We start from the raw sequence: 19,861 nt of genomic DNA on the forward strand, positions 1-19,861 counted from the left end.
GGATGGGCTTCTTCACCGACACGAGCATCTGCATCGGCTGCAAGGCCTGCGAGGTCGCCTGCAAGGAGTGGAACCACGTGCCCGACGACGGGTTCGTCTTCCGCGCCACCTCCTACGACAACACCGGCAGCCTGGGGGCCGACACCTGGCGGCACGTGGCCTTCATCGAACAACCGGGCCGGTCACGGCCCGAGCGCGGACCGGACGAACTGGGCCTATTGGACGGATCGGGCGGACCGAACGGTACCGGATCGGGCGGCGGGCACGAACGGAAAGCGGGCACGGACGCGGGCGGGTTCGAGGACATCGAAGGCTGGCTGATGTCCTCGGACGTGTGCAAGCACTGCACGCACGCCGCCTGCCTGGACGTCTGCCCGACCGGCGCGCTGTTCCGCACCGAGTTCGACACCGTGGTGGTCCAGGCCGACGTCTGCAACGGCTGCGGCTACTGCGTGCCCGCCTGCCCGTACGGGGTGATCGACCGCAGGGAGGGCGACGGCCGGGCCTTCAAGTGCACGATGTGCCACGACCGCCAGCTCGGCGGGCTGGAACCGGCCTGCGCCAAGGCGTGCCCCACCGACTCCATCCAGTTCGGGCCGCTGGACGAGCTGCGCGCCCGCGCCGCCGGGCGCCTGGAACGGCTGCACGCCGAGGGCCGCTCCGAGGCCCGCCTGTACGGGGCCGACCCCGGCGACGGCGTGGGCGGGGACGGGGCGTTCTTCCTGCTGCTGGACGAGCCGGAGGTGTACGGCCTGCCGCCCGATCCGGTGGTCACCACCCGGGATCTCCCCGCCATGTGGGGATGGGCCGCCGGGGCGGCGCTGTCCATGGCCGGGGCCGTCGCGATCTCCTTCCTGGACCGGTCGCACTCGTTCCCAGGACGGTCGCGATGAGGCGGGGCGAGGAGGAGATGGTCCCGCGGGCGGAGTTCCGCTCCTACTACGGGCAGCCGATCATCAAGTCGCCGATCTGGCACGAACCCCACATGCCCCTCTACCTGTACCTGGGGGGAACGTCCGGTGCCGCGTCGATGCTCGCCGCCATGGCCACGCTCACCGGCCGCGACCGGCTCGCGCTCACCGCCAGGGTCGTCGCGGCCGGGGGAGCCGCGGGCGGTGCCGCCTTCCTGGTCGCCGAGCTCGGCAGGCCCGCGCGGTTCCTCAACATGCTGCGCGTCTTCAAGCCCACCTCGCCGATGAGCGTCGGCTCCTGGGTGCTGGCCGCCCACAGCGGCCTTGCGGCGCTCGCGGCCGGCTCGGCGCTGGTGACGCCGCGCGAACCGCCCGCCGGCCCGCGGACCTCGCGGCTCGCCGCGGTCCTCCCCGCCCGGCTCGCGACTGTTCTCTCCGGTACGCGACCCGCCTCCTCGCCCGCCGCAGCCGCGAAGGCCGACGTCCTGCGCGCCCGGCTCGTCGCGGTGCTGCCGTCCCGGGTGGTCGCGCTCCTGCCCGCCGCCGGTGACGCGGCCGGTCTGGCGGCCGTGCTGACCGGCCCGCTGATGGCGACCTACACCGCGGTGCTCGTGGCCGACACCGCCGTGCCCGCCTGGCACGAGGGGCACCGCGAGCTGCCGTTCCTGTTCGCCGGGAGCGCGCTGGCCGGGGCGGGCGCCGCGAGCATGCTGGCCACCCCGCTCCGGGACGCCGGTCCGGCCCGCGCCGTCGCCGCGCTGGGCGCCGCCGTCGAGACCGTCGCCGGGGCGGTGCTGGAGCACCGTCTCGGCATGCTCGGCGAACCGTACCGGCAGGGCGTCTCCGGCCGCCTGATGCGGGCGGCCCGCGTCCTCACGGTGGCCGGGGGCCTGCTGGCCCCGGTCGCCGGACGCGGCCGGACCCTCACCGCGCTCTCGGGCCTGGCCCTCACCGGGGGCGCCCTGTGCACCCGCTTCGGTGTGCTGCGGGCGGGCAAGGCCTCGGCCGCCGACCCCAAGTACACGGTGGTGCCCCAGCGGGCACGACTGGAGGCCGCCCGGCAGGAGACCGCGCACCGGGAGGACGCGGACGTCTGAGCGACGGTGCCGCGTGCCGGGAGGACGCGGACACGGACGCCTGGACGACGGCGCCGCGCCCGCCGGACCGATCGTGGGACGCGCCCGCCCGTGCGCGGCGGGTGCGGGAGGCACGATGCCGTTCCGCCACTCCCCGCCCCGGTCAGCGCAGCCGCAGGGCCGCGCCGTCGAACGGGACGAGCTCGCCGACCACGGGGGCGCCGGGGACCTCTCCCGCCACGAGCAGGCCGCCGGAGGTCTGGGCGTCGGCGAGCAGCAGCAGGTCCTCCTCGCCGATACGGCCCGGGTCCAGGTGCGGGTGGACCCACGCCAGGTTGCGCCGGGTGCCGCCGCTGACGTGGCCGTCCCGCACCGCCCCGCGGGCGCCCTCCAGGTACGGCACGGCCGCCACGTCGACCACCGCGGTGACGCCGCTCGCCCTGGCCAGCTTGTACAGGTGCCCCAGCAGGCCGAACCCGGTCACGTCCGTGGCGCACTCCGCACCGATGGCGAGCGCGGCACGGGAGGCGTCCCGGTTCAGCGCGGTCATCGTGGCGATCGCCTGCGGGAAGACCTCGCCGGTCGCCTTGTGCCGGGTGTTGAGCACGCCGACCCCCAGCGGCTTGGTCAGCGAGAGGGGCAGGCCCGCCCGGCCGCGGTCGATGCGCAGCAGCCGTCCGGGGTCGGCCAGCCCGGTCACCGCCATGCCGTACTTCGGCTCGGGGTCGTCGACGCTGTGGCCGCCCGCGACGTGACAGCCCGCCGCCCGCGCCACCTCCAGGCCGCCGCGCAGCACCTCCCCGGCCAGCTCCATCGGCAGCACCTCCCGGGGCCAGCCCAGCAGGTTGACCGCCACCAGCGGCTCCCCGCCCACCGCGTACACGTCCGACAGGGCGTTGGCCGCCGCGATCCTTCCCCAGTCGCGGGCGTCGTCCACCACCGGTGTGAAGAAGTCGGCGGTGGCCACGATCGCCCGCCCGCCCTCGACGCGGACCACGGCGGCGTCGTCCCCGTCGTCCAGCCCGACGAGCAGCTCGGCGTTGAACGGCGGGTAACCGCCCGGCCCGTCGGACCCACCACCCGCTCCGCCCGGTTCCTCCAGCAGGCCCGCGACCACCGCCTCCAGCTCCCCGGGAGGGATCTTGCAGGCGCAGCCGCCGCCGTGCGCGTACCGGGTCAGCCGCACCGCGCCGCCCGCCGTGAGAGGAGAGCGCCGCTCCGCCTCGGTGTCCGTCATCCCGAATCCACCCCTGACGGGCCCTGGCACGCCGCCGTCCGGCACGCCGCCTCGGTTCCCATACCCACCGGGGGGTATGTTCTCCCCGGAGGTGTCCGGGTGCCTGGTGGCCCCCGCGGTCCTCAAAACCGACGAGGCCGGGTCACCCGGCCTGGCGGGTTCGATTCCCGTCCGCCTCCGCCACCTGCCCGAATGTGCGAAAGGGTGAGGGGCGGGACCTGGGGGAGACGACGAAACGCAAGGTCGTCGGAAACGAAATGGAAAAACAGCGTCATGATCTTGCCTCTCGTGCCCCTTCGCGCTCAGGCAAAAGCACCACGACCCTCTCCGCCGCGTCGTCGGGATGCCACGTGCGGTCGTTCCACCGCCGCGGGAAGATCCCTACGGTTCCTCCGAACCTGAGGCGGAGGAACTCGTCAACACGGTGAAGCGGGAAGCGGGTGACCCGCTCCTGAACATGCGAGCGCCTCGCTCGTCCTCGTCGGTGCCGTCGTACGGGGTCGACCTTGTTCTCAGATCATTTCGCCCTCCTGGCGATCTGCGGCCGCCTCATCGGTCCTCGGTGGGAATGTCCAGGGCGGTGCCGTACAGACGTGACACCCGCAGCCTGATCACCACGCGTTGTTCCCTCACCGTCTGCCGGAGGAACGCCGCCTCCTGTGCCGGGTTCTCGAAACCCGGGGTGAGGGCCAGAAGTTCCCTGCCGATCGCGTCCCCGGGCGTGGTCGTGATCTCCGACACCTCCGCGTCGCCCTCGGCGACGGCGAACGACCAGATGTCCGGCCCGTTCACATGCAGGGCGAGGCGGGGATTGTCGCGTGCCTGACGTGCCTTGAGGCGGTCGTTCGTCGTGGAGATCCGTACGATTCGCTCTTCGGGATCCCAGTTGTAGAGGACGGTGGACAGATGGGGGTGGCCACTGCGTTTCACCGTCGCCAGCACGCCGAACTGCTGCCTGCCGATCAGGCTCACCAGTTCCCCGTCGGTGAGGACCCGCGGCGCGGGTCCGGAGACCTGGTCGTTCTCGTCCGTGGCGGTCGGCTCGGTCATTTGAATCGATTCCTGTCTGCACTGTGTTTCGCTGGGCTGGTGATCAGGTGGCTTCGGGGCGAACCGATGGCATCGACACGGTTGCGATGCCGTCACCCGGAACCGTCGTCGGCATCGCGGCGGCCGGGCCGGTGAGCACCGGTCGGCGCGATCGGAAGATGCCGGTGCGGGTCGGGCCGAGGAGAAGGCGCGGTACGCGCCATGACCGCCTCCGCTCCAGAAGGAACAGAAGAGACCGTAGCAGATAGGTTCGTTGTAGACGATCCTTTGCGGGCCTACTTTTGCGTGCCCCCGCTCACCGGTCAGCCGGTGCCGAAGTCGGTCCGGGCGACGTGGTCGGTGAGGTTCTGGGCGAACCAGGCCCGGCTCAGGATCGTCCACCCGGCCGTCGCCCCTTGGCGGCCCGCCCGGCGGATCCGGAACGGCTCTAAGATCAACTGATGCGCACAGGGTACGGCGAGGCCTCGGTGATGTTCGGATACGTGCTGGGCGCGGTCGTCACGACGGGATTCCAGGAATGGGCACGTGGAAGCGACCGGGCGTTACTCGCCGAGGTTCTGTTCGTGTGCTCCCAGCTGTTCATGATGGCGTTCCTCTTCGGAGTGGTCCGGTTCCTCTTCCGAGGACTGCGGTGGGCCGGCCGTCTTCCCGCCCGCCGGCGGCGGGCGGCGACACCGGAGAGCCCGTCCCCGGTCCGCTGACGCGCCGTCAACGCGACCGGCACGAACGGGTGCGGCAGAACCAGGGGGAGAGCGCGACGGGAGAGCCGCAGGAGGACCGCTTTCGCGGACGATGACCGGATGCGACTGATCTCGTGATGCCCTTTCCGGGCCGGACAGGAGAGGACGCAATGAACACGTTCGTCATCGTGAACGGACTGCCGGGCTCGGGTAAGAGCACGCTCGCGACCCCGCTGGCGCGAAAGCTGGAACTGCCCCTGATCGCGAAGGGGGACGTCGAAACCGCCGAGGCGGGGAGTCACGGCCCGGCGGCTTCGGTTCCGGGGTGGGCTCGCTCTACGTTCGAGGTGTGGACTCACGAAGGCTCGTGCCGCGTACCGACGCCGTCCTCGCCGATCCCCGGCTCGTCGCGGCGGTGGAGCGGCTCGGCCGGGCCGTCGTCAAAGAGGTCGTGACCGCGGCCCAGCAGCGCGCGCGTCAGGGCGGGCTCGATCCGCGGGAGGTGGCGGACGCGGCGGTGGCGGCGCTGCCGCCGTACCCGGCGAGCCCACGGCCGGTGATCAACATGACCGGGGTGCTGGTCCACACCAACCTCGGCCGCGCCCCCCTGTCGGAGGCCGCGCGGGCGGCGGCCCTGGCCTCGGCCGGCCCCGTCGACGTGGAGTTCGACCTGGCCACCGGTGCCCGTGCCCGCCGGGGACGGGGCGCGCTGGAGGCGCTCGCGCGGGCCGTGCCCGCCGCCGGGGACGTGCACGTGGTCAACAACAACGCCGCCGCGCTCGTCCTAGTGGCCACCGCGCTCGCCGCCGGACGGGAGATCGTGGTCAGCAGGGGCGAGCTGGTGGAGATCGGCGACGGGTTCCGCATCCCCGACCTGCTCGTCTCCACCGGTGCCAGGCTGCGCGAGGTGGGCACCACCAACCGCACCTCCTGCGCCGACTACCGCGCGGCGGTGGGCCCAGGGACCGGGTTCGTCCTCAAGGTGCACCCGTCGAACTTCCGGGTCGAGGGCTTCACCGGCTCGGCCGGGGTCGGTGAGCTCTCCGGCCTCGGCGTGCCGGTGGTGGCCGACATCGGCTCCGGCCTGCTCGCGCGCGAGCCGCTGCTGCCCGGCGAACCCGACGCGGCGAGCGCCTTGGCGGCCGGGGCCGCCCTGGTCACGGCCAGCGGGGACAAGCTGCTCGGCGGGCCGCAGGCCGGGCTGCTGCTGGGCCGCCGCGACCTGGTCGAGCGGTGCAGGCGGCACCCCCTGGCCCGCGCGCTGCGGGTGGACAAGCTGACGCTGGCCGCGCTGGAGGCCACCCTGCGCGGTCCCGAAAGCCCGGTCCGGCAGGCGCTGCGCGCCGACCCCGAGATGCTGCGCGAGCGCGCCGGCGCGCTCGCCCGGCGGCTGGCCGAGGCCGGGATCGACGCTCGCGCCGTGCCCAGCGAGGCCGCGGTGGGCGGGGGCGGGGCGCCCGGGGTGAGGCTGCCGAGCGCCGCGCTCAGCCTGCCCGAGCGGTTCGCCCGCCCCCTGCGGACCGGCGACCCCGCGGTCGTGGGCCGGGTGGAGGGCCGCCGCCTGCTGCTGGACCTGCGCGCCGTGCCCGCCGGAGCCGACGACGACGTGGCGCGGGTGGTCCTGCGAGCCCACGGCGACGTGGCGCGGGCGGTCCTGGGGGCGGACGCCTGATGCACGTCGTCGCCACCGCAGGACACGTCGACCACGGCAAGTCCACGCTGGTACGGGCGCTGACCGGGATGGAGCCCGACCGGCTGGAGGAGGAGCGGCGGCGGGGCCTGACGATCGAGCTCGGCCACGTCTGGACGACGCTGCCCTCGGGGGAGCGGCTGGCCTTCGTCGACGTGCCCGGCCACGAACGCTTCCTGGCCACCATGCTGGCCGGGGCAGGCCCGGCCCCGGCCGTCGTGTTCGTGGTCGCGGCGGACGGGGGCTGGATGCCGCAGTCGGAGGAGCACCTGGTGGCGCTGGAGGCGCTGGGCGTGCGGCACGGCCTGCTCGTGGTGACCCGCGCCGATCTCGCCGACCCCGCCCCCGCCACCCGTACGGCACGGGACCGGCTGGCCGCGGGCGGCCTGGCCGGGGTCGAGGCGCTGGCCGTGAGCGGGCGCACCGGCCAGGGCCTCGACGAGCTGCGGCGGGCGCTGGACCGGCTGGTGGCGGCCCTGCCTCCGGCCGACCCCGCCGCGCCGGTACGGCTCTGGATCGACCGCGTGTTCACCGTGCGCGGCAGCGGGACCGTGGTGACCGGCACGCTGCCCGCGGGCACCGTCTCGGCCGGGGACGAGCTGCTCCTGGGCGACACCCCCGCGCGCGTCCGGGCGCTGGAGTGCCTGAAGGAGCCGGTGACCTCGGTGAACGGCGTGGCCAGGGTCGCGCTCAACCTGCGCTGCCCGGGGCCCGTCGAGCGCGGCACGGCCCTGGTCACCCCGGGCGCGTGGACGCGTACCGACCTGGTCGACGTGCGGCTGAGCCCGGCCGGGCCTCCAGGACCGCCGGAACCGCCGGGATCGGCGGGGCACCCGGGAGAGAACGTCTCCGCGGGTCCCGGCGCGGGGTGGGGGGCGGCGGACCTGCCGGGGCGGCTGACCGCGCACCTCGGCTCCGCCGCGGTGATCTGCTCGGTGCGGCCGCTCGGCGGGCGGATCGCCCGGCTCCGCCTGGCCCGGCCGCTGCCCCTGCACGCCGGTGACGTGCTGCTGCTGCGCGATCCCGGGCGCAGCCGAGGCGAGGCGCGGGTGCTGGCAGGGGCCCGGGTGCTCGACCCCCGCCCGCCCGAGCTGCGCCGCCGGGGCGCGGCACGGGAGCGGGCGGCGCGGTTGGCCCGGGCCGTACCGGACGCGGCCTCGTTGCTCGGCACCCATCTGCTGCTGCGCGCCGCCGAGCTGCGCGCCCTGGGCCGAGCCCCCGGGACCGGGCCGGTCTGCGCCGACTGGCACGCCGATCCGGCGTACTGGTCGGGGCTGGGGGAGCGGCTGCCCGAGGTGGTGCGGCGGTACGCGGCGGCGCACCCGCTGGAGCCCGGCATGCCGGTGGAGGCGGCCCGCCACGAGCTCGGCCTGCCCGAGCGGCGGCTGGTCGCGGCACTGGTCCGGCCCCCGCTCGCCCTGGCCGGAGGGCGGCTGGTGACCGACCAGGCCGGACGGACCGGACAGGCCGGGCTGCCCGCGCCGGTTGCCCGCGCCGTCGAACGGCTCGGCGCCGACCTGGCCTCTGGCCCCTTCCGGGCACCGGAGGCGGACCGCCTGGCCCGGCTGGGGCTGGGGCCCCGCGAGGTGGCGGCGGCCGTACGGGCGGGGGCGCTGCTGAGGGTGGCCGAGGGGATCGTGCTGCTGCCCGGCGCGGACGCCCGGGCCGCGCGGGTGCTCGCCCGGCTGCCGCAGCCGTTCACGGTCAGCCAGGCGAGGCAGGCCCTCGGCACCAGCCGCAGGGTCGCGGTGCCGCTCCTGGAGCACCTCGACCGGCGCGGGTTCACCGAGCGGCTCGACGGCGTCCTCAGGCGGTGCCGGACCCTCTGAACATCAGGGGTTCCGGACTCCCGGGGGTGCCCGGGAGGGCCGTGCTCTCCCGGATGGCCGGGGACCGGACCTCCTGAGCGCCCGGTGCCGGGGCCGGACGGGGGCGCCGGATCTCCCCGGGGGTGCTGAAAACCCCAGGTACAGGGTGGGAAACGCAGTGAAAACGGGGAGAACCATGCGTGGAGCACCATGTCCGGGAACGATCGTTCCCGGCCCGGACCCGGTCGTCACGGACCCCCCCTCACCCCCCGCAGGCAGCGACCGCGCGCGGAAGGGCACCACGAGGGAAAGGGAGGACGTCATGCCGAGCAACAAGGCCGTCTCGTACCAGGGGCCGGGCAAGGTGACGGTGGAGAACATCGACTACCCCGAGTTCGAGCTCAAGGACGGGCCAGGGGTCAACCCGGCCAACGTGGGACGCAAGGTCCCGCACGGCGCGATCGTCAAGACCGTCGCGACGAACATCTGCGGCAGCGACCAGCACATGGTCAGGGGCCGCACCACCGCCCCGCACGGGCTGATCCTCGGTCACGAGATCACCGGCGAGGTCGTCGAGGTCGGTCCGGGCGTGGAGTTCGTCTCGGTGGGCGACCTCGTCTCGGTGCCCTTCAACATCGCCTGCGGCCGCTGCCGCAACTGCAAGGAGGGCAAGACCGGGATCTGCGAGAACGTCAACCCCGACCGGCCCGGTTCGGCGTACGGCTACGTCGACATGGGCGGCTGGGTCGGCGGGCAGGCCCAGTACGTCCTGGTCCCCTACGCCGACTGGAACCTGCTGAAGTTCCCCGACCGGGACCAGGCGATGGAGAAGATCCTCGACCTGACCATGCTCACCGACATCTTCCCGACCGGTTTCCACGGCTGTGTCACCGCCGGGGTGGGGCCGGGATCGACCGTCTACATCGCGGGCGCCGGTCCGGTCGGGCTGGCCGCGGCCGTCTCCGCGCTCCTGCTCGGCGCCGCCGCGGTGATCGTCGGCGACCTGAACAAGGAACGCCTGGAGCAGGCCCGCAGCTTCGGCTGCGAGACCGCGGACGTGTCCCAGGGGGAGCTGCCGGACCAGATCGAGCAGATCCTCGGCGAGCCGGAGGTCGACTGCGCCGTCGACGCCGTCGGCTTCGAGGCGCGCGGTCACGGCGCGAGCTCCGGGGAGGAGCAGCCCGCCGCCGTGCTCAACACGCTCATGCAGGTCACCCGTGCGGGCGGGGCGCTCGGCATCCCGGGCCTGTACGTGACCGGTGACCCCGGAGCCCACGACGAGGCCTCCAAGCACGGGTCGCTCTCCCTGCAGTTCGGCCTGGGCTGGGCCAAGTCGCTCTCCTTCACCACCGGCCAGACCCCGGTCATGCGCTACAACCGCCGGCTGATGCAGGCGATCCTGCACGACAAGGTGCAGATCGCCAAGGCGGTCAACGCGGTGCCGATCCCGCTGGAGCAGGCGCCCAAGGGGTACGAGGACTTCGACCAGGGCGCGGCGTCCAAGTTCGTCCTCGACCCGAACGGGATGCTCGGCACGGCCGCCTGACCACCTGACCGGCTCACCGGTCACCGGGTCACGTATCCCGGTGGCCGGGCGGCGCGCCGGTGCCGGGACCCGGTCCGCCCGGGTCCCGGCCCCGGCCGGTTCGGCTCGGTCCGGCTCGGTCCGGCTCGGCCCGGCCCGGTTCGGCTCCGGAGCCCAGGGCCGCTCCGGCTCGTCCTCGCGGTCTTCTCGCCACGTTCCCGTCCGGCGCTCGTCGCGTTCCCACGGAGACTTTTAGCCTGGCGAAATGTATATATCCGGCAAAGCCGGTAAGGGACCGTCCAGGTGCGGGCCACGGTCAGGGCCGTGATCCGGCGAGAACACGGGAGCGAGCATGAGCGAAGCGAACAACGTCTGGCGCCTGGACGTCGACGGGCAGGAACGCGACATCGAGGTCGAGCACAGCTCCATGACCGGCAAGATCGTGGTGAAGCTCGACGGCCAGGTCGTGGAGGAGAGCCGCCTGCTGATGAGCAAGAAGGCCCTGGAGTTCAGGGTGGGCGAGCACGTGGCCCTGGTGGGCGTCGAGTACGCCTACAGCGGCCTCGCCAGCCAGAGCTCGCTCCACTTCGACGGCCGCTACGTCGAACCACTGGGCAACTGAACGGCCGCTGTACCGAGCCGCTATGACCGAGCCGCCGGATCGAACGGCCGCTCCGACCGAGCCGCCGGGCGGAGCGGCCGCCGTGCCGAGAGGCCGGGCGGAGCGGCCGCTGTATCGAGAGGCCGGGCGGACGGACGGCCGAGGGCCCGCCGTCCCCGCGTCCACCGCCTCAGAGCGACTCGACGAACAGCACCGCCTCGCGCTCGCCCATGCCGGTCTCGCCGCGTACCAGGTGGACCGCCTGCTCGGCGCGTCCGGCGGCCTTGAGCGCGCGCACCCGGCTCGCCAGGTCTCCGGCCCCGTTCGTGCCGGTGTGGGGCGTGGTCACGGGATTCACGGGCCGGAACCGGGCCATCAGGGGGTGGCCCCACATGTCGTGCCCCGCCTCCACCGCGTCGACGACCGCCTTGGCCTCGGCCAGGCCGAGCGCGGTGTGACGGCGCAACTCCTTGATCGCCTGGATCTTCTGCCCCCGGCGGGTCAGCCCGGTGACGAGCTCGCGCAGGTCCCCCGGCGCCGGTGCCGCCGCCTTCACCGGAGCGACCTGCGCCCCGGAGGACCTGCGGGAGGCCCTCCGGGCCGCCGTTATCAGCAGGGCGGGGATCGCCACGAACAGGAGAAGGATGATCAGCAGCTCGGTCGGTCCAAGATTCGGCATGGCCGCATCGTACGGTGCCTCCCGACGGGCGTACAGGTCGCGGACCGGCCCCTCACAGGTCCAGGACGAGGCGCGGTGAGCAGGAGCGGCCGACGCAGATCATCATCGTCCGCCCGGCCTCCCGCTCCTCGGCGGTGAGCAGCGAGTCGCGGTGCTCGGGCGTTCCCGCCAGCACCCGTGTCTCGCACGCCCCGCAGTAGCCCTTCTCGCAGTCGTAGGACAGGCCGGGGACGGCCTCGCGGACCGCCTCGATGAGCCGCTGGTCGGGCCGGACCCGCACGGTCCGCCCGGTTCGGGCCAGGTGCACGTCGAAGGCGGTGTTGGCCGCCGGGTCGAAGACCGTCTCCAGGTCGTCCCCGGCGCCGAAGCGCTCCACGTGCAGCCGCCCGGTGAGGCCCAGCCGCTCGCAGGCCCGCTCGACCGCCTCGATCATCCCGGCCGGGCCGCAGCAGTAGATCGCGGTGGCGGGACCCGCCGCGGCCAGGACGGCGGCCAGGTCGGGCAGGCCGAGCTCGTCCTGGGGGACCAGCTCGGCGCGATCGCCCGCGTACCCGGCCAGCTCGTCGCGGAAGGCCATGGTCGCGCGGGAGCGCCCCCCGTACAGGACGCGGAAGGCGGCGCCCCGCAGGGCGACGGCCCGTGCCATGGCGAGGATCGGCGTGACGCCGATGCCGCCCGCGACGAACAGGTAGTCGTCGGCGGGCACCAGCGGGAAGTGGTTGCGCGGCCCCCGCACGCCGACGACGACGCCCTCGCGGGCGATCTCGTGCATCTCGGCGGAGCCGCCGCGGCCGTTCTCCTCGCGCAGCACCGCCACCCGGTAGCGGTCCCGCTCGGCCGGGTCGCCGCAGAGGGAGTACTGCCGGACGCGGCCCGAGGGCAGGCGGAACTCCAGGTGCGCGCCGGGCTCCCAGGCGGGAAGGTCGCCGCCGCCGGCCCTGGCCAGGGTCAGCGCCAGCACGCCGTCGGCGACCGGCTCGGTCCCGACGACGACGGCCTCGAAGGAGACGGCCTGCCCGAAGAGCGGCGCCCCGACGGCGCCGGAACCGGACGCGGAACCGGACGCGGTGCCGGAGCCCAGCCGGGGGCCGGCCGGGAAGACGGCCGGGATCGCGTCCCAGCCGGACTGGTTGCCCCGGGTGGGATAGGCGACGAGCCCCTCCTCCAGGACCCGGAAAGCGGGCAGCCGGGTCAGCACCTGGGTGATCATCTCGCGGAACATGGCGCGGGCCAGGTGCGCCCCGGCGCAGCGGTGCGTGCCGATACCGAAGCTGAGGTGGCGCGCGGCGTCCCGGTCCAGGCGCACCTCGGCCGGGTCGGGGAAGACGGCCGGGTCGTGGTTGGCGGCCACCCACGGGATCAGCACGCGCTCGCCGGCCCGTACCGGGCAGCCGCCGATCTCGGTGTCGGCGCGCGCCGTGCGCGCCATGGACTGCGAGGGGGCGAACGCCCGCAGGAACTCCTCGGTCGCCGAGTCGAGCAGGTCGGGCGAGTCGATCAGGCGCCGGAGCTGGTCGGGGTGACGGCTCAGGTGCACCAGCACCGAGCCGGTCAGCGAGGTGGTGGTGTCCACGCCGCCCGCGATGAGCAGCCCGATCACCGAGACCAGCTCGTCCTCGCCGTACGGGAGGCCGTCGGGGCCGGTCCGCGCGGCCAGGACGCTCGTCGCGTCCGAGGTCGGCTCGGCCCGGCGCTGACGGACGATCTCGCGGATCCGCCGCTCCATGTAGGCCAGGCCCTCGGCGCCCCGGCGGGCCCGATCGCTGTCGGCGGGCGCGGCGAAGATGTCGTGGATCGGGCCGGCCAGGCGGGCCCAGTCCTCCTCGGGGAAGCCCAGCCAGTCCAGGGTGACCGCCGCGGGCAGCGGGTTGGTCAGGTCACGGACGAAGTCGGCCGAGCCGTGCTCGACGAACGCGTCGACGACGCGCGTCGCGTGCCGGGCGATCATCGGCCGGAGCGCGTCGACGGCGTCCGGGGTGAGCAGCGGGTTGATCAGGTCGCGGTACCCGGTGGACTCCGGCGGGTCCAGCTCGATCGGGTACTGCTCCAGGCCGGGCCCGCTGGGGATGACGATCGCGACCCGGTCGACGCCCGAGGAGGCCCGGGAGGAGGAGAAGGTGTCGTCGTCGCGGGCGATCCTGGCCACGTCGGCGTAGCGGGTCGTGTAGACGAATCCGCCGTGGGCCTCGGTCCTGCCGACCGGGCACTGCTCGCGGAAGGACCGGTAGTAGTCGACCGGATCGGCGGTGCAGGCCGCGGAGTGGTGGTCGAACTCAGTCTGCTGGGTCATGGCGCACAGGCCCCATATCCATACGAACGATGCGCGGTGTTGCCCAGCCGCGCCACTGGGTGTTCTGGGTCCGGGAAGTCTAACCCGATGCGGATCACGAGACAACGTCTCGCATGTCGCAGCGACATCACGTCGCCGCGGAAGGATGTCGCGAGGTCAGAAGGTCAGGACGGCCTTGGCGGTCGTTCCGGCGCGTAGGTCGGCGATCGCGTCGCCGATCCGCTCGAAGGGGTAGGTGGTCATCATCCTCTCCACCGGGAAGCGGCCCGCGGCGTACAGGTCCAGCAGCCGGGGCAGGAAGACCTGCGGCAGGCTGGAGCCGGCGATGATGCCGGTGACGGTGCGGCCGTTGAGGACGCTGCGCCAGTCGAGGCTGATGTCCTGGCTGGGGCCCACGCCGATCACGCCGCACCGGCCGAGCGGGGCCAGTGCCTCCACGGCGGTGCGCAGCACCTCCTGGCGCCCGGTGGTGTCGACGGTGAACTCGAACCCGTGCGGGGCGATCTCGCGCAGCGCGGCGGCCGGGTCGGCGGCGGAGGAGTCGACCGTGTGCGTCGCGCCGTAGGAGCGGGCCGCCTCCAGCTTGGCCGGGTTGACGTCGACCGCCGCCACGACCGAGCAGCCGCTGAGGGACGCCGCGATGATCGCCGCCACGCCCACCGCGCCGGCCCCGAAGACGGCGATGGAGGAGCCGGGGCCGGGGCGCAGCACGTTGAACACCCCGCCCGCGCCGGTCTGCAGGCCGCAGCCGAAGGGGCCGACATGGGTCAGGTCGAGGCTCGCGCCGACGCGCACGACGGCGCGCTCGGGGGCCACGACGTGGGTGGCGAAGGAGGACTGGCCCAGGAAGTGGGCGTTGACCGGGGCGCCGTCCAGCGAGAGCGCCGAGGAGCCGTCGGCCCGGTGGCCGCCGAAGTTGAGGGCGTCGAAGTCGCGGCAGTAGGCCGGGGAGCCGGTCAGGCAGGCCGGGCAGGCCCCGCAGGAGGTGAAGCTCATCGCCACATGGTCACCGGGGGAGACGGAGGTGACCCGCGAGCCGACCCGCTCGACGATCCCGGCGCCCTCGTGGCCCAGCACGGCGGGGGTGGGGAAGAACCCGGCGAACTCCAGGTCGGTGCCGCAGATGCCGGTGCTGACCACGCGGACCAGCACCTCGTCGGCCCGGGGCTCCTCAAGATCGACGTCCCGGAGGACGAAGGGCCCCCCGGCGGTCTCCAGAACGGCGGCGGTGATGCGCACGGACCCCCCAAGTGTTTTCATAAAACGAGATGGCATCTTGACATGCAGAACGGAAGGGGTCAAGGATTCCCATCATGGCCGAACTCCTCATCCCACCCGCCCAGCAGCTCGTCGACGGCGAGTGGACAGCCGCCCGGGACGCCGGCGAGCTGCCCGTCGTCGATCCGGCCACCGGTGAGACCCTCCAGACGGTGGCCCGCGCCGGTGCCGGAGACGTCGGCGACGCCGTCGCGGCGGCCCGGCGGGCCTTCCCCGGCTGGGCCGCGACCTCGGCCTCCGAGCGCGGCAGGCTGCTGCACCGCTGGGCGGAGCTGATCGGCGAGCACATGGAGGACCTGGCCCGGCTGGAGGCCATGGACGTCGGCAAGCCGCTCTCGGGCGGCCGGACGAACGTCTTCATCGCCCAGGGCATCGTGGAGTACTTCGCCGGCGCCGCCGACAAGCTCACCGGTGTCACGCTGCCCACCCGGACCCCCGACTACCTCGGATACACCCTGCAGGAGCCGTACGGCGTCTGCGCCGTCATCATCCCCTGGAACGTTCCCATGGTGCTCACCGCGGCCAACGTGGCGCCGGCCCTGGCGGCGGGCAACACGGTGGTGCTCAAGCCGTCGGAGGTGGCGCCGCTGGCGCCGTTCGCGCTCGCCGAGCTGGCCCGCAGGGCCGGGTTCCCGCCCGGCGTGCTCAACGTGCTCGCCGGGGTCGGCGCCGACGCCGGCGCCGCGCTCACCTCCCACCCCGGCGTCGGCCACATCAGCTTCGTCGGCTCCACGACCACGGGCCGCGCGATCATGCGGGCCGCGGCCGAGAACCTGGTCCCGGTCAAGCTGGAGCTGGGCGGCAAGTCGCCCAACGTGCTCTTCGCCGACGCCGACCTCGACGTCGCGATCCCGGCGATCGTGGGCTCCATCACCGAGAACGCCGGGCAGAACTGCTACGCCGGCTCCCGGCTGCTGGTGGAGTCCTCCGTCGCCGGGGAGGTCGTGGAGCGGGTGGCCGCCCTGATGCGGGCCGTCCGGGTCGGGCCGTGGGACGCCGATCTCGACATGGGGCCGCTGGTCAACGAGGCCCAGTACCGCAGGGTGCTCGGCTTCCTGGAGGGCGCCCCCGCCGAGGGGGCCCGCCTGGTCACCGGGGGCGGCCCCGCCGCCGAGGGGGAGGGCGGCGGCTGGTTCGTCCAGCCCTCGCTCTTCGACGGCGTGGACCCGCGCTCCCGGCTGTCCCGGCAGGAGGTCTTCGGCCCGGTCCTCGCCGTCCAGGAGTTCTCCGGCACCCGCCAGGCGCTGGAGATGATGAACGACACCGACTTCGGGCTGCTGGCCTGCATCTGGACCGGCGACGTCTCGCGGGCGTTGCGCCTGGCGCAGGAGGTACGCTCCGGCCAGGTGTCGGTCAACCAGTTCGCCGACGCCGGGGTCATCGGCTTCCCCTTCAACATGCAGAGGGACAGCGGGTTCAGCCGGGGCGGGGGATACGCGGCGATGCGGGAGTACACCCAGGAGAAGGCGGTCGCCATCCGCCTGCTCGACGGGACGCCCCCGCGCTGAGGGGCCGCCGGGAACGGCGCGTGGCCGTCCCCGGGAGCTTCGACGGGCCGCAGGGAAACCCGCCGCCGGGGCCTCTGCCGGGCATCCGGCCGGGCCCTGGCCCGGGCTCCGGTCCGGCCCCCGGCTCTGGGCCCCGGTCCGGGGCCGCCTCCGGTCATCACCCGGCGGCCCGCAGCGGGACCGTTCCAACCTGCGGATATCGATCGCGGAAGACGCGGATGTAACAAGCGTGTGACGCGGGGAGCAGTTGGCTCCGGAGGCATTGACAGGTCCCCGGAGCGGAGGCAGAGTACGACGCATTGCGACCCAGAATCACAATGCGAGACGCCATCGTGAATTACGATCGCTTGGAGGGTAGCGTGCGAGCACTGGTCCAGACGGCCTTCGGCGGTCCGGAGGCGGTGAGCGTCCAGCGGGTCGCCGATCCCGAGCCCGGCCCGCTCGACGTGGTCGTCCAGGTCGACGGGTGCGCCCTCAACCGGCTCGACCTGCTCCAGCGCCGGGGCCCCGGCATCCTGCCCGGCTTCAGCCTGCCGCACATCGCCGGCATGGACATCGCCGGGACCGTGGCGGCGGCCGGGAGCGCGGTCACCACGGCCCGTACCGGCGACCGGGTCGTGGTCGACCCCACGCTGGGCTGCGGCACCTGCCCGCACTGCCTGGCCGGCGACAGCGGCCACTGCGCCGGCCTGCGGGTGATCGGCGGGAACGTTCCGGGCGGCTACGCCGAGCTCGTGGCCGTCCCCGCCCACCTGGCGCACCCCGTGCCCGGCCACGTCGGCCTCGACGAGGCCGCCTGCCTGCCCACGCCGTGGAGCACCGCCTGGCACGCCGTGCACACCGTCGCCGGGATCGGCGCCGGTGACGTCGTGGTGATCCAGGGCGCCGCGGGCTCGGTGAGCATCGCCGCGATCCAGCTCGCCACGCGGGCCGGGGCCCGGGTGGTGGCGGTGGCCGGCAACGACGAGAAGCTCGCCGTGGCCGCAGGGCTCGGCGCGGACCTGCTGGTGCGCAACGACCAGCCGCTGGCCGACGCCGTCCGCGAGCACACCGGCGGCCGGGGCGCCGACGTCGTCCTCGACCACGTGGGCGCCGCCACCTGGCGCCGGTCGCTGGACTGCCTGCGGATCGGGGGGCGCCTGGTGACCTTCGGCAACACCGGCGGCGACCAGGTCACGCTCTCCCTCGCCGAGATGTACCACCGCGGGATCCGCCTGCTGGGCGCCGGCGCCTACACCCCGGCCGACTTCTCCGCCATGCTCGCCGCGTACGCCGCGGGCGGCCTGCGCACCGTCCGCGCCGCCGAGTGCGGCCTGGAGGACCTGTACGAGACCTTCGACCTGGAGGGCTCGCGCGACCTGGTCGGCAGGGTCCTGGTGCGGCCGTGAACGCGCCGCGCGCCCACCCCGCCCCCGGGCCGGGACGCGGAGGTTCCGCCGCCGACCTGCTGATCGTCGGCGGGGACGTGGTGACGATGTCGCCGCGCCGCGAGGTGGTCACCGGTGCCACCGTGGCCGTCGCCGCCGGGCGCATCGCCGCGATCGGCCCCGCCTCCGTGCTGCGGGAGGCCTTCCCCGGCACCCCCGAGCTCGACGCGGACGGCTGCGTCGTCATCCCCGGCCTGATCAACGCCCACCAGCACACCACCGCCGACCCGCTGGTCCGCAGCATGATCCCGGACGACATCGACTCCCAGGAGTCGATCTTCGACTGGATCGTCCCGCTGCACGGCAAGGTCACCGGCGACGACGACGAGCTGTCGGCCACCCTGACCGCCGCCGAGTCGCTGCTGCGCGGGGTCACCACCCTGCTGGAGCCGGGCACGGTCGCCCACCCGCTGCGGGTCGCCGCGGGCCTGCGCGCCGCCGGCGTCCGCGCCCGGGTCGGCCGCTGGGGCTGGGACGTGCCCGGCGCCGTCCACGCGCTGCCCGCCGCCGAGACCCTGGCCCTGCAGGAGGAGACCGTACGGGCGCTGCCGCCCGGCGGGACCGTCACCGGCTGGGTCACCCTGGTCGGCCACGACCTGGCGAGCGACGAGCTGTTCGCCGGCGCCGCCGAGCTGGCCGCGCGGCTGGGGGTCGGCCTGACCTGGCACATCTCGCCGGGCGAGGCCGACGTCCACGCCTACGCCCGCCGCTCGGGCACCCGGCCGGTGCTGCACCTGCGCGACCTCGGCGTGCTGGGTCCCGACCTGGTGCTCGGCCACGCCGTCTGGCTGGACGACGCCGAGCTCGACGCCCTCGTCGAGACGCGTACCGCGGTGGCCTCCTGCCCGGGGGCGTACCTGCGCCTGGGCCAGGGGTACGCCCGCGCCGGCCGGCACGCCGAGCTCGTCCACCGCGGCGGCCGGGTCGCCCTGGGCTGCGACTCGCACAACGCCGGCGACGCCCCCGACCTGCTGGGCGCCGCCCGCCTGCTGGCCGCGCTGGAGCGCGACCGCGACACGCGGCCCGTCCTCGGCGCCGACCGGGCGTTCGCCCTGGCCACGATCGACGGGGCCGCCGCGGTCGGCCTGGGCGACCTGGTCGGCTCGATCGAGGTCGGCAAGGCCGCCGACCTCGTGGTGATGGACACCCGCGACCCCGCCTGGATCCCCCGCGGGGACCTCGCCACCCACCTCGTCTGGGGCGCCCCCAGCCACACCGTCCGCGACGTCCTCGTCGACGGCCGGGTGGTCGTGCGCGACCGCCGGATCACCACCGTCGACCTCGGCGCCCTCGCGAAGGAGGCGCGGGAACGTTCCGCCGCGCTCCTCGCGCGGACCGGCATCGAGGTCCCGCACCGCTGGCAGACCCTGCCGGCGGAAGACCACATCCAGGGAGTACGCGGATGATCATCGACCTCGCCGGCCGGACGCCGGCGCAGAAGCAGGGGCTGCTCTCCCAGCTCGTGGTACCGCGTCCGATCGCGATGATCACGACGCTGGACGCCGAGGGCGCCGTGAACGTCGCCCCGTTCAGCTACTACATGCCGATCTGCGGCGAGCCCCCGCTCGTCGCGGTCACCATCGGCACGGTCAGGGAGGCGACGGACGAGCCCAAGGACAGCTGGGTCAACATCAGCGCCTCGGGCGAGTTCGTGATCAACGTGACCACCACGGCCCTGGCCGAGCACATCGAGACGGTGGCCAGGGAGTACCCGGCCGGCGTGGACGAGGCCGGGCTCGTGGGCTGGAACACCGTGCCGTCGGCGGTCGTGGCGCCGCCCTCGCTGGCCGGCAGCCCCGCCCACCTGGAGTGCCGGGTGCGCGAGGTCATCGACCGGGGCGACCCGACCTCCTGCTTCTCGGGGGTGCACATCGTGATCGCCGAGGTGGTCTGCATCACCGCGGACGAATCGATCATGTCCTCCCCCGGCAGGATCGACCCGACCAAGGTGCACGCCGTCGGACGGATGGGGTTCCCCTGGTTCGTCGCGGCGACCGAGGAGACGGTCTTCCACCAGGAACGCGTCGCCTACGCCGACCTGCCGGCCGGCGAGGAGGAGGTGCTCGCCTGACCCGCCTCGCGGGCGGGGGAGGGGCTCGGC

Annotated in this window: 17 protein-coding genes and 1 tRNA gene; 12 read left to right on the forward strand and 6 right to left on the reverse strand. The window is 74.3% G+C overall.

Features of this window, described 5'->3' with window-relative positions:
- Positions 1-2 precede the first annotated feature (2 nt).
- Together ACLQ2R_RS21965 and nrfD are read left to right on the forward strand one after the other, a co-directional pair.
- Positions 3-893 (forward strand): 4Fe-4S dicluster domain-containing protein, encoded by an 891-nt coding sequence (locus ACLQ2R_RS21965; protein ID WP_425962438.1) that lies wholly within the window; start codon positions 3-5, stop codon positions 891-893.
- Positions 890-2,008 carry an NrfD/PsrC family molybdoenzyme membrane anchor subunit gene (nrfD, locus tag ACLQ2R_RS21970; protein WP_425962160.1) on the forward strand — a complete coding sequence of 373 codons (1,119 nt, stop codon included), beginning with the start codon at positions 890-892 and terminating at the stop codon, positions 2,006-2,008. Before ACLQ2R_RS21965 ends, nrfD begins: the two co-directional genes overlap by 4 nt.
- A 142-nt stretch (positions 2,009-2,150) precedes the next feature.
- Here nrfD and selD read toward each other — a convergent pair whose 3' ends face one another.
- Complete coding sequence (selD, locus tag ACLQ2R_RS21975) at positions 2,151-3,224, reverse strand: selenide, water dikinase SelD (protein ID WP_425962162.1); 1,074 nt, start codon at positions 3,222-3,224, stop codon at positions 2,151-2,153.
- Between the two features lie 87 nt (positions 3,225-3,311).
- Between selD and ACLQ2R_RS21980 the strand changes: the two genes are divergently transcribed.
- Positions 3,312-3,407: transfer RNA gene (locus tag ACLQ2R_RS21980), tRNA-Sec, on the forward strand.
- A gap of 366 nt (positions 3,408-3,773) precedes the next feature.
- Here the strand turns inward: ACLQ2R_RS21980 and ACLQ2R_RS21985 are convergent.
- Together ACLQ2R_RS21985 and ACLQ2R_RS21990 are read right to left on the reverse strand one after the other, a co-directional pair.
- The gene (locus ACLQ2R_RS21985; RefSeq protein WP_425962164.1) at positions 3,774-4,274 is read right to left on the reverse strand and encodes a TIGR03618 family F420-dependent PPOX class oxidoreductase; all 501 of its coding nucleotides are present in this window, start codon (positions 4,272-4,274) and stop codon (positions 3,774-3,776) included.
- A gap of 302 nt (positions 4,275-4,576) precedes the next feature.
- Entirely contained in the window at positions 4,577-4,711 is a 135-nt protein-coding gene (locus ACLQ2R_RS21990) for a hypothetical protein (protein WP_425962166.1), read from the reverse strand.
- Positions 4,712-4,714: 3 nt separating this feature from the next.
- Here ACLQ2R_RS21990 and ACLQ2R_RS21995 point away from each other — a divergent pair, with 3 nt between their 5' ends.
- From ACLQ2R_RS21995 to ACLQ2R_RS22015, 5 genes are all read left to right on the forward strand, one after another.
- Complete coding sequence (locus ACLQ2R_RS21995; RefSeq protein WP_425962168.1) at positions 4,715-4,975, forward strand: hypothetical protein; 261 nt, start codon at positions 4,715-4,717, stop codon at positions 4,973-4,975.
- Between the two features lie 328 nt (positions 4,976-5,303).
- A complete protein-coding gene (gene selA / locus ACLQ2R_RS22000) occupies positions 5,304-6,626 on the forward strand; it encodes an L-seryl-tRNA(Sec) selenium transferase (RefSeq protein WP_425962169.1) in 1,323 nt (440 codons plus the stop codon).
- Positions 6,626-8,473, forward strand: a complete 1,848-nt coding sequence (locus tag ACLQ2R_RS22005; RefSeq protein WP_425962171.1) for a SelB C-terminal domain-containing protein — start codon at positions 6,626-6,628, stop codon at positions 8,471-8,473. The genes selA and ACLQ2R_RS22005 overlap by 1 nt, the downstream gene beginning before the upstream one ends.
- 301 nt (positions 8,474-8,774) lie before the next feature.
- Positions 8,775-9,998: a formaldehyde dehydrogenase, glutathione-independent gene (gene fdhA, locus ACLQ2R_RS22010; RefSeq protein ID WP_425962172.1), complete on the forward strand. Its 1,224-nt coding sequence runs from the start codon at positions 8,775-8,777 to the stop codon at positions 9,996-9,998.
- 331 nt (positions 9,999-10,329) lie between these two features.
- On the forward strand, positions 10,330-10,599 hold the full coding sequence (locus tag ACLQ2R_RS22015) for a hypothetical protein (protein ID WP_425962174.1): 270 nt from the start codon (positions 10,330-10,332) through the stop codon (positions 10,597-10,599).
- Positions 10,600-10,768: 169 nt separating this feature from the next.
- Here ACLQ2R_RS22015 and ACLQ2R_RS22020 read toward each other — a convergent pair whose 3' ends face one another.
- The 3 genes from ACLQ2R_RS22020 to ACLQ2R_RS22030 form a co-directional block, all read right to left on the reverse strand.
- A complete protein-coding gene (locus ACLQ2R_RS22020) occupies positions 10,769-11,257 on the reverse strand; it encodes a ribosomal protein L7/L12 (protein ID WP_425962176.1) in 489 nt (162 codons plus the stop codon).
- A 52-nt stretch (positions 11,258-11,309) separates the two neighbouring features.
- Positions 11,310-13,547 carry a cytochrome P450/oxidoreductase gene (locus tag ACLQ2R_RS22025; protein ID WP_425962178.1) on the reverse strand — a complete coding sequence of 746 codons (2,238 nt, stop codon included), beginning with the start codon at positions 13,545-13,547 and terminating at the stop codon, positions 11,310-11,312.
- 156 nt (positions 13,548-13,703) lie between these two features.
- Positions 13,704-14,786: an NAD(P)-dependent alcohol dehydrogenase gene (locus tag ACLQ2R_RS22030; protein WP_425962180.1), complete on the reverse strand. Its 1,083-nt coding sequence runs from the start codon at positions 14,784-14,786 to the stop codon at positions 13,704-13,706.
- A 74-nt stretch (positions 14,787-14,860) separates the two neighbouring features.
- Here ACLQ2R_RS22030 and ACLQ2R_RS22035 point away from each other — a divergent pair, with 74 nt between their 5' ends.
- From ACLQ2R_RS22035 to ACLQ2R_RS22050, 4 genes are all read left to right on the forward strand, one after another.
- On the forward strand, positions 14,861-16,333 hold the full coding sequence (locus ACLQ2R_RS22035) for an aldehyde dehydrogenase family protein (RefSeq protein WP_425962181.1): 1,473 nt from the start codon (positions 14,861-14,863) through the stop codon (positions 16,331-16,333).
- A 359-nt stretch (positions 16,334-16,692) separates the two neighbouring features.
- Positions 16,693-17,721 carry a zinc-binding dehydrogenase gene (locus ACLQ2R_RS22040; RefSeq protein ID WP_425962183.1) on the forward strand — a complete coding sequence of 343 codons (1,029 nt, stop codon included), beginning with the start codon at positions 16,693-16,695 and terminating at the stop codon, positions 17,719-17,721.
- The gene (locus ACLQ2R_RS22045) at positions 17,718-19,166 is read left to right on the forward strand and encodes an amidohydrolase family protein (RefSeq protein WP_425962185.1); all 1,449 of its coding nucleotides are present in this window, start codon (positions 17,718-17,720) and stop codon (positions 19,164-19,166) included. The genes ACLQ2R_RS22040 and ACLQ2R_RS22045 overlap by 4 nt, the downstream gene beginning before the upstream one ends.
- Positions 19,163-19,831, forward strand: coding sequence for a flavin reductase family protein (locus ACLQ2R_RS22050; protein ID WP_425962187.1), 669 nt, complete (start codon positions 19,163-19,165; stop codon positions 19,829-19,831). The genes ACLQ2R_RS22045 and ACLQ2R_RS22050 overlap by 4 nt, the downstream gene beginning before the upstream one ends.
- Positions 19,832-19,861 lie beyond the last annotated feature (30 nt).

Source organism: Streptosporangium sp. DT93 (assembly GCF_049844535.1).
In the GTDB taxonomy this organism is placed as follows: Bacteria; Actinomycetota; Actinomycetes; order Streptosporangiales; family Streptosporangiaceae; genus Streptosporangium.

Excerpts from the sequence above, each read along its gene's own strand:
- ACLQ2R_RS21965 (WP_425962438.1), top strand. The coding sequence starts at position 3 with ATGGGCTTCTTCACCGACACGAGCATCTGCATCGGCTGCAAGGCCTGC.
- nrfD (WP_425962160.1), top strand. The coding sequence starts at position 890 with ATGAGGCGGGGCGAGGAGGAGATGGTCCCGCGGGCGGAGTTCCGCTCC.
- selD (WP_425962162.1), bottom strand. The coding sequence starts at position 3,224 with ATGACGGACACCGAGGCGGAGCGGCGCTCTCCTCTCACGGCGGGCGGC.
- ACLQ2R_RS21985 (WP_425962164.1), bottom strand. The coding sequence starts at position 4,274 with ATGACCGAGCCGACCGCCACGGACGAGAACGACCAGGTCTCCGGACCC.
- ACLQ2R_RS21995 (WP_425962168.1), top strand. The coding sequence starts at position 4,715 with ATGCGCACAGGGTACGGCGAGGCCTCGGTGATGTTCGGATACGTGCTG.
- ACLQ2R_RS22005 (WP_425962171.1), top strand. The coding sequence starts at position 6,626 with ATGCACGTCGTCGCCACCGCAGGACACGTCGACCACGGCAAGTCCACG.
- fdhA (WP_425962172.1), top strand. The coding sequence starts at position 8,775 with ATGCCGAGCAACAAGGCCGTCTCGTACCAGGGGCCGGGCAAGGTGACG.
- ACLQ2R_RS22015 (WP_425962174.1), top strand. The coding sequence starts at position 10,330 with ATGAGCGAAGCGAACAACGTCTGGCGCCTGGACGTCGACGGGCAGGAA.
- ACLQ2R_RS22020 (WP_425962176.1), bottom strand. The coding sequence starts at position 11,257 with ATGCCGAATCTTGGACCGACCGAGCTGCTGATCATCCTTCTCCTGTTC.
- ACLQ2R_RS22025 (WP_425962178.1), bottom strand. The coding sequence starts at position 13,547 with ATGACCCAGCAGACTGAGTTCGACCACCACTCCGCGGCCTGCACCGCC.
- ACLQ2R_RS22035 (WP_425962181.1), top strand. The coding sequence starts at position 14,861 with ATGGCCGAACTCCTCATCCCACCCGCCCAGCAGCTCGTCGACGGCGAG.
- ACLQ2R_RS22050 (WP_425962187.1), top strand. The coding sequence starts at position 19,163 with ATGATCATCGACCTCGCCGGCCGGACGCCGGCGCAGAAGCAGGGGCTG.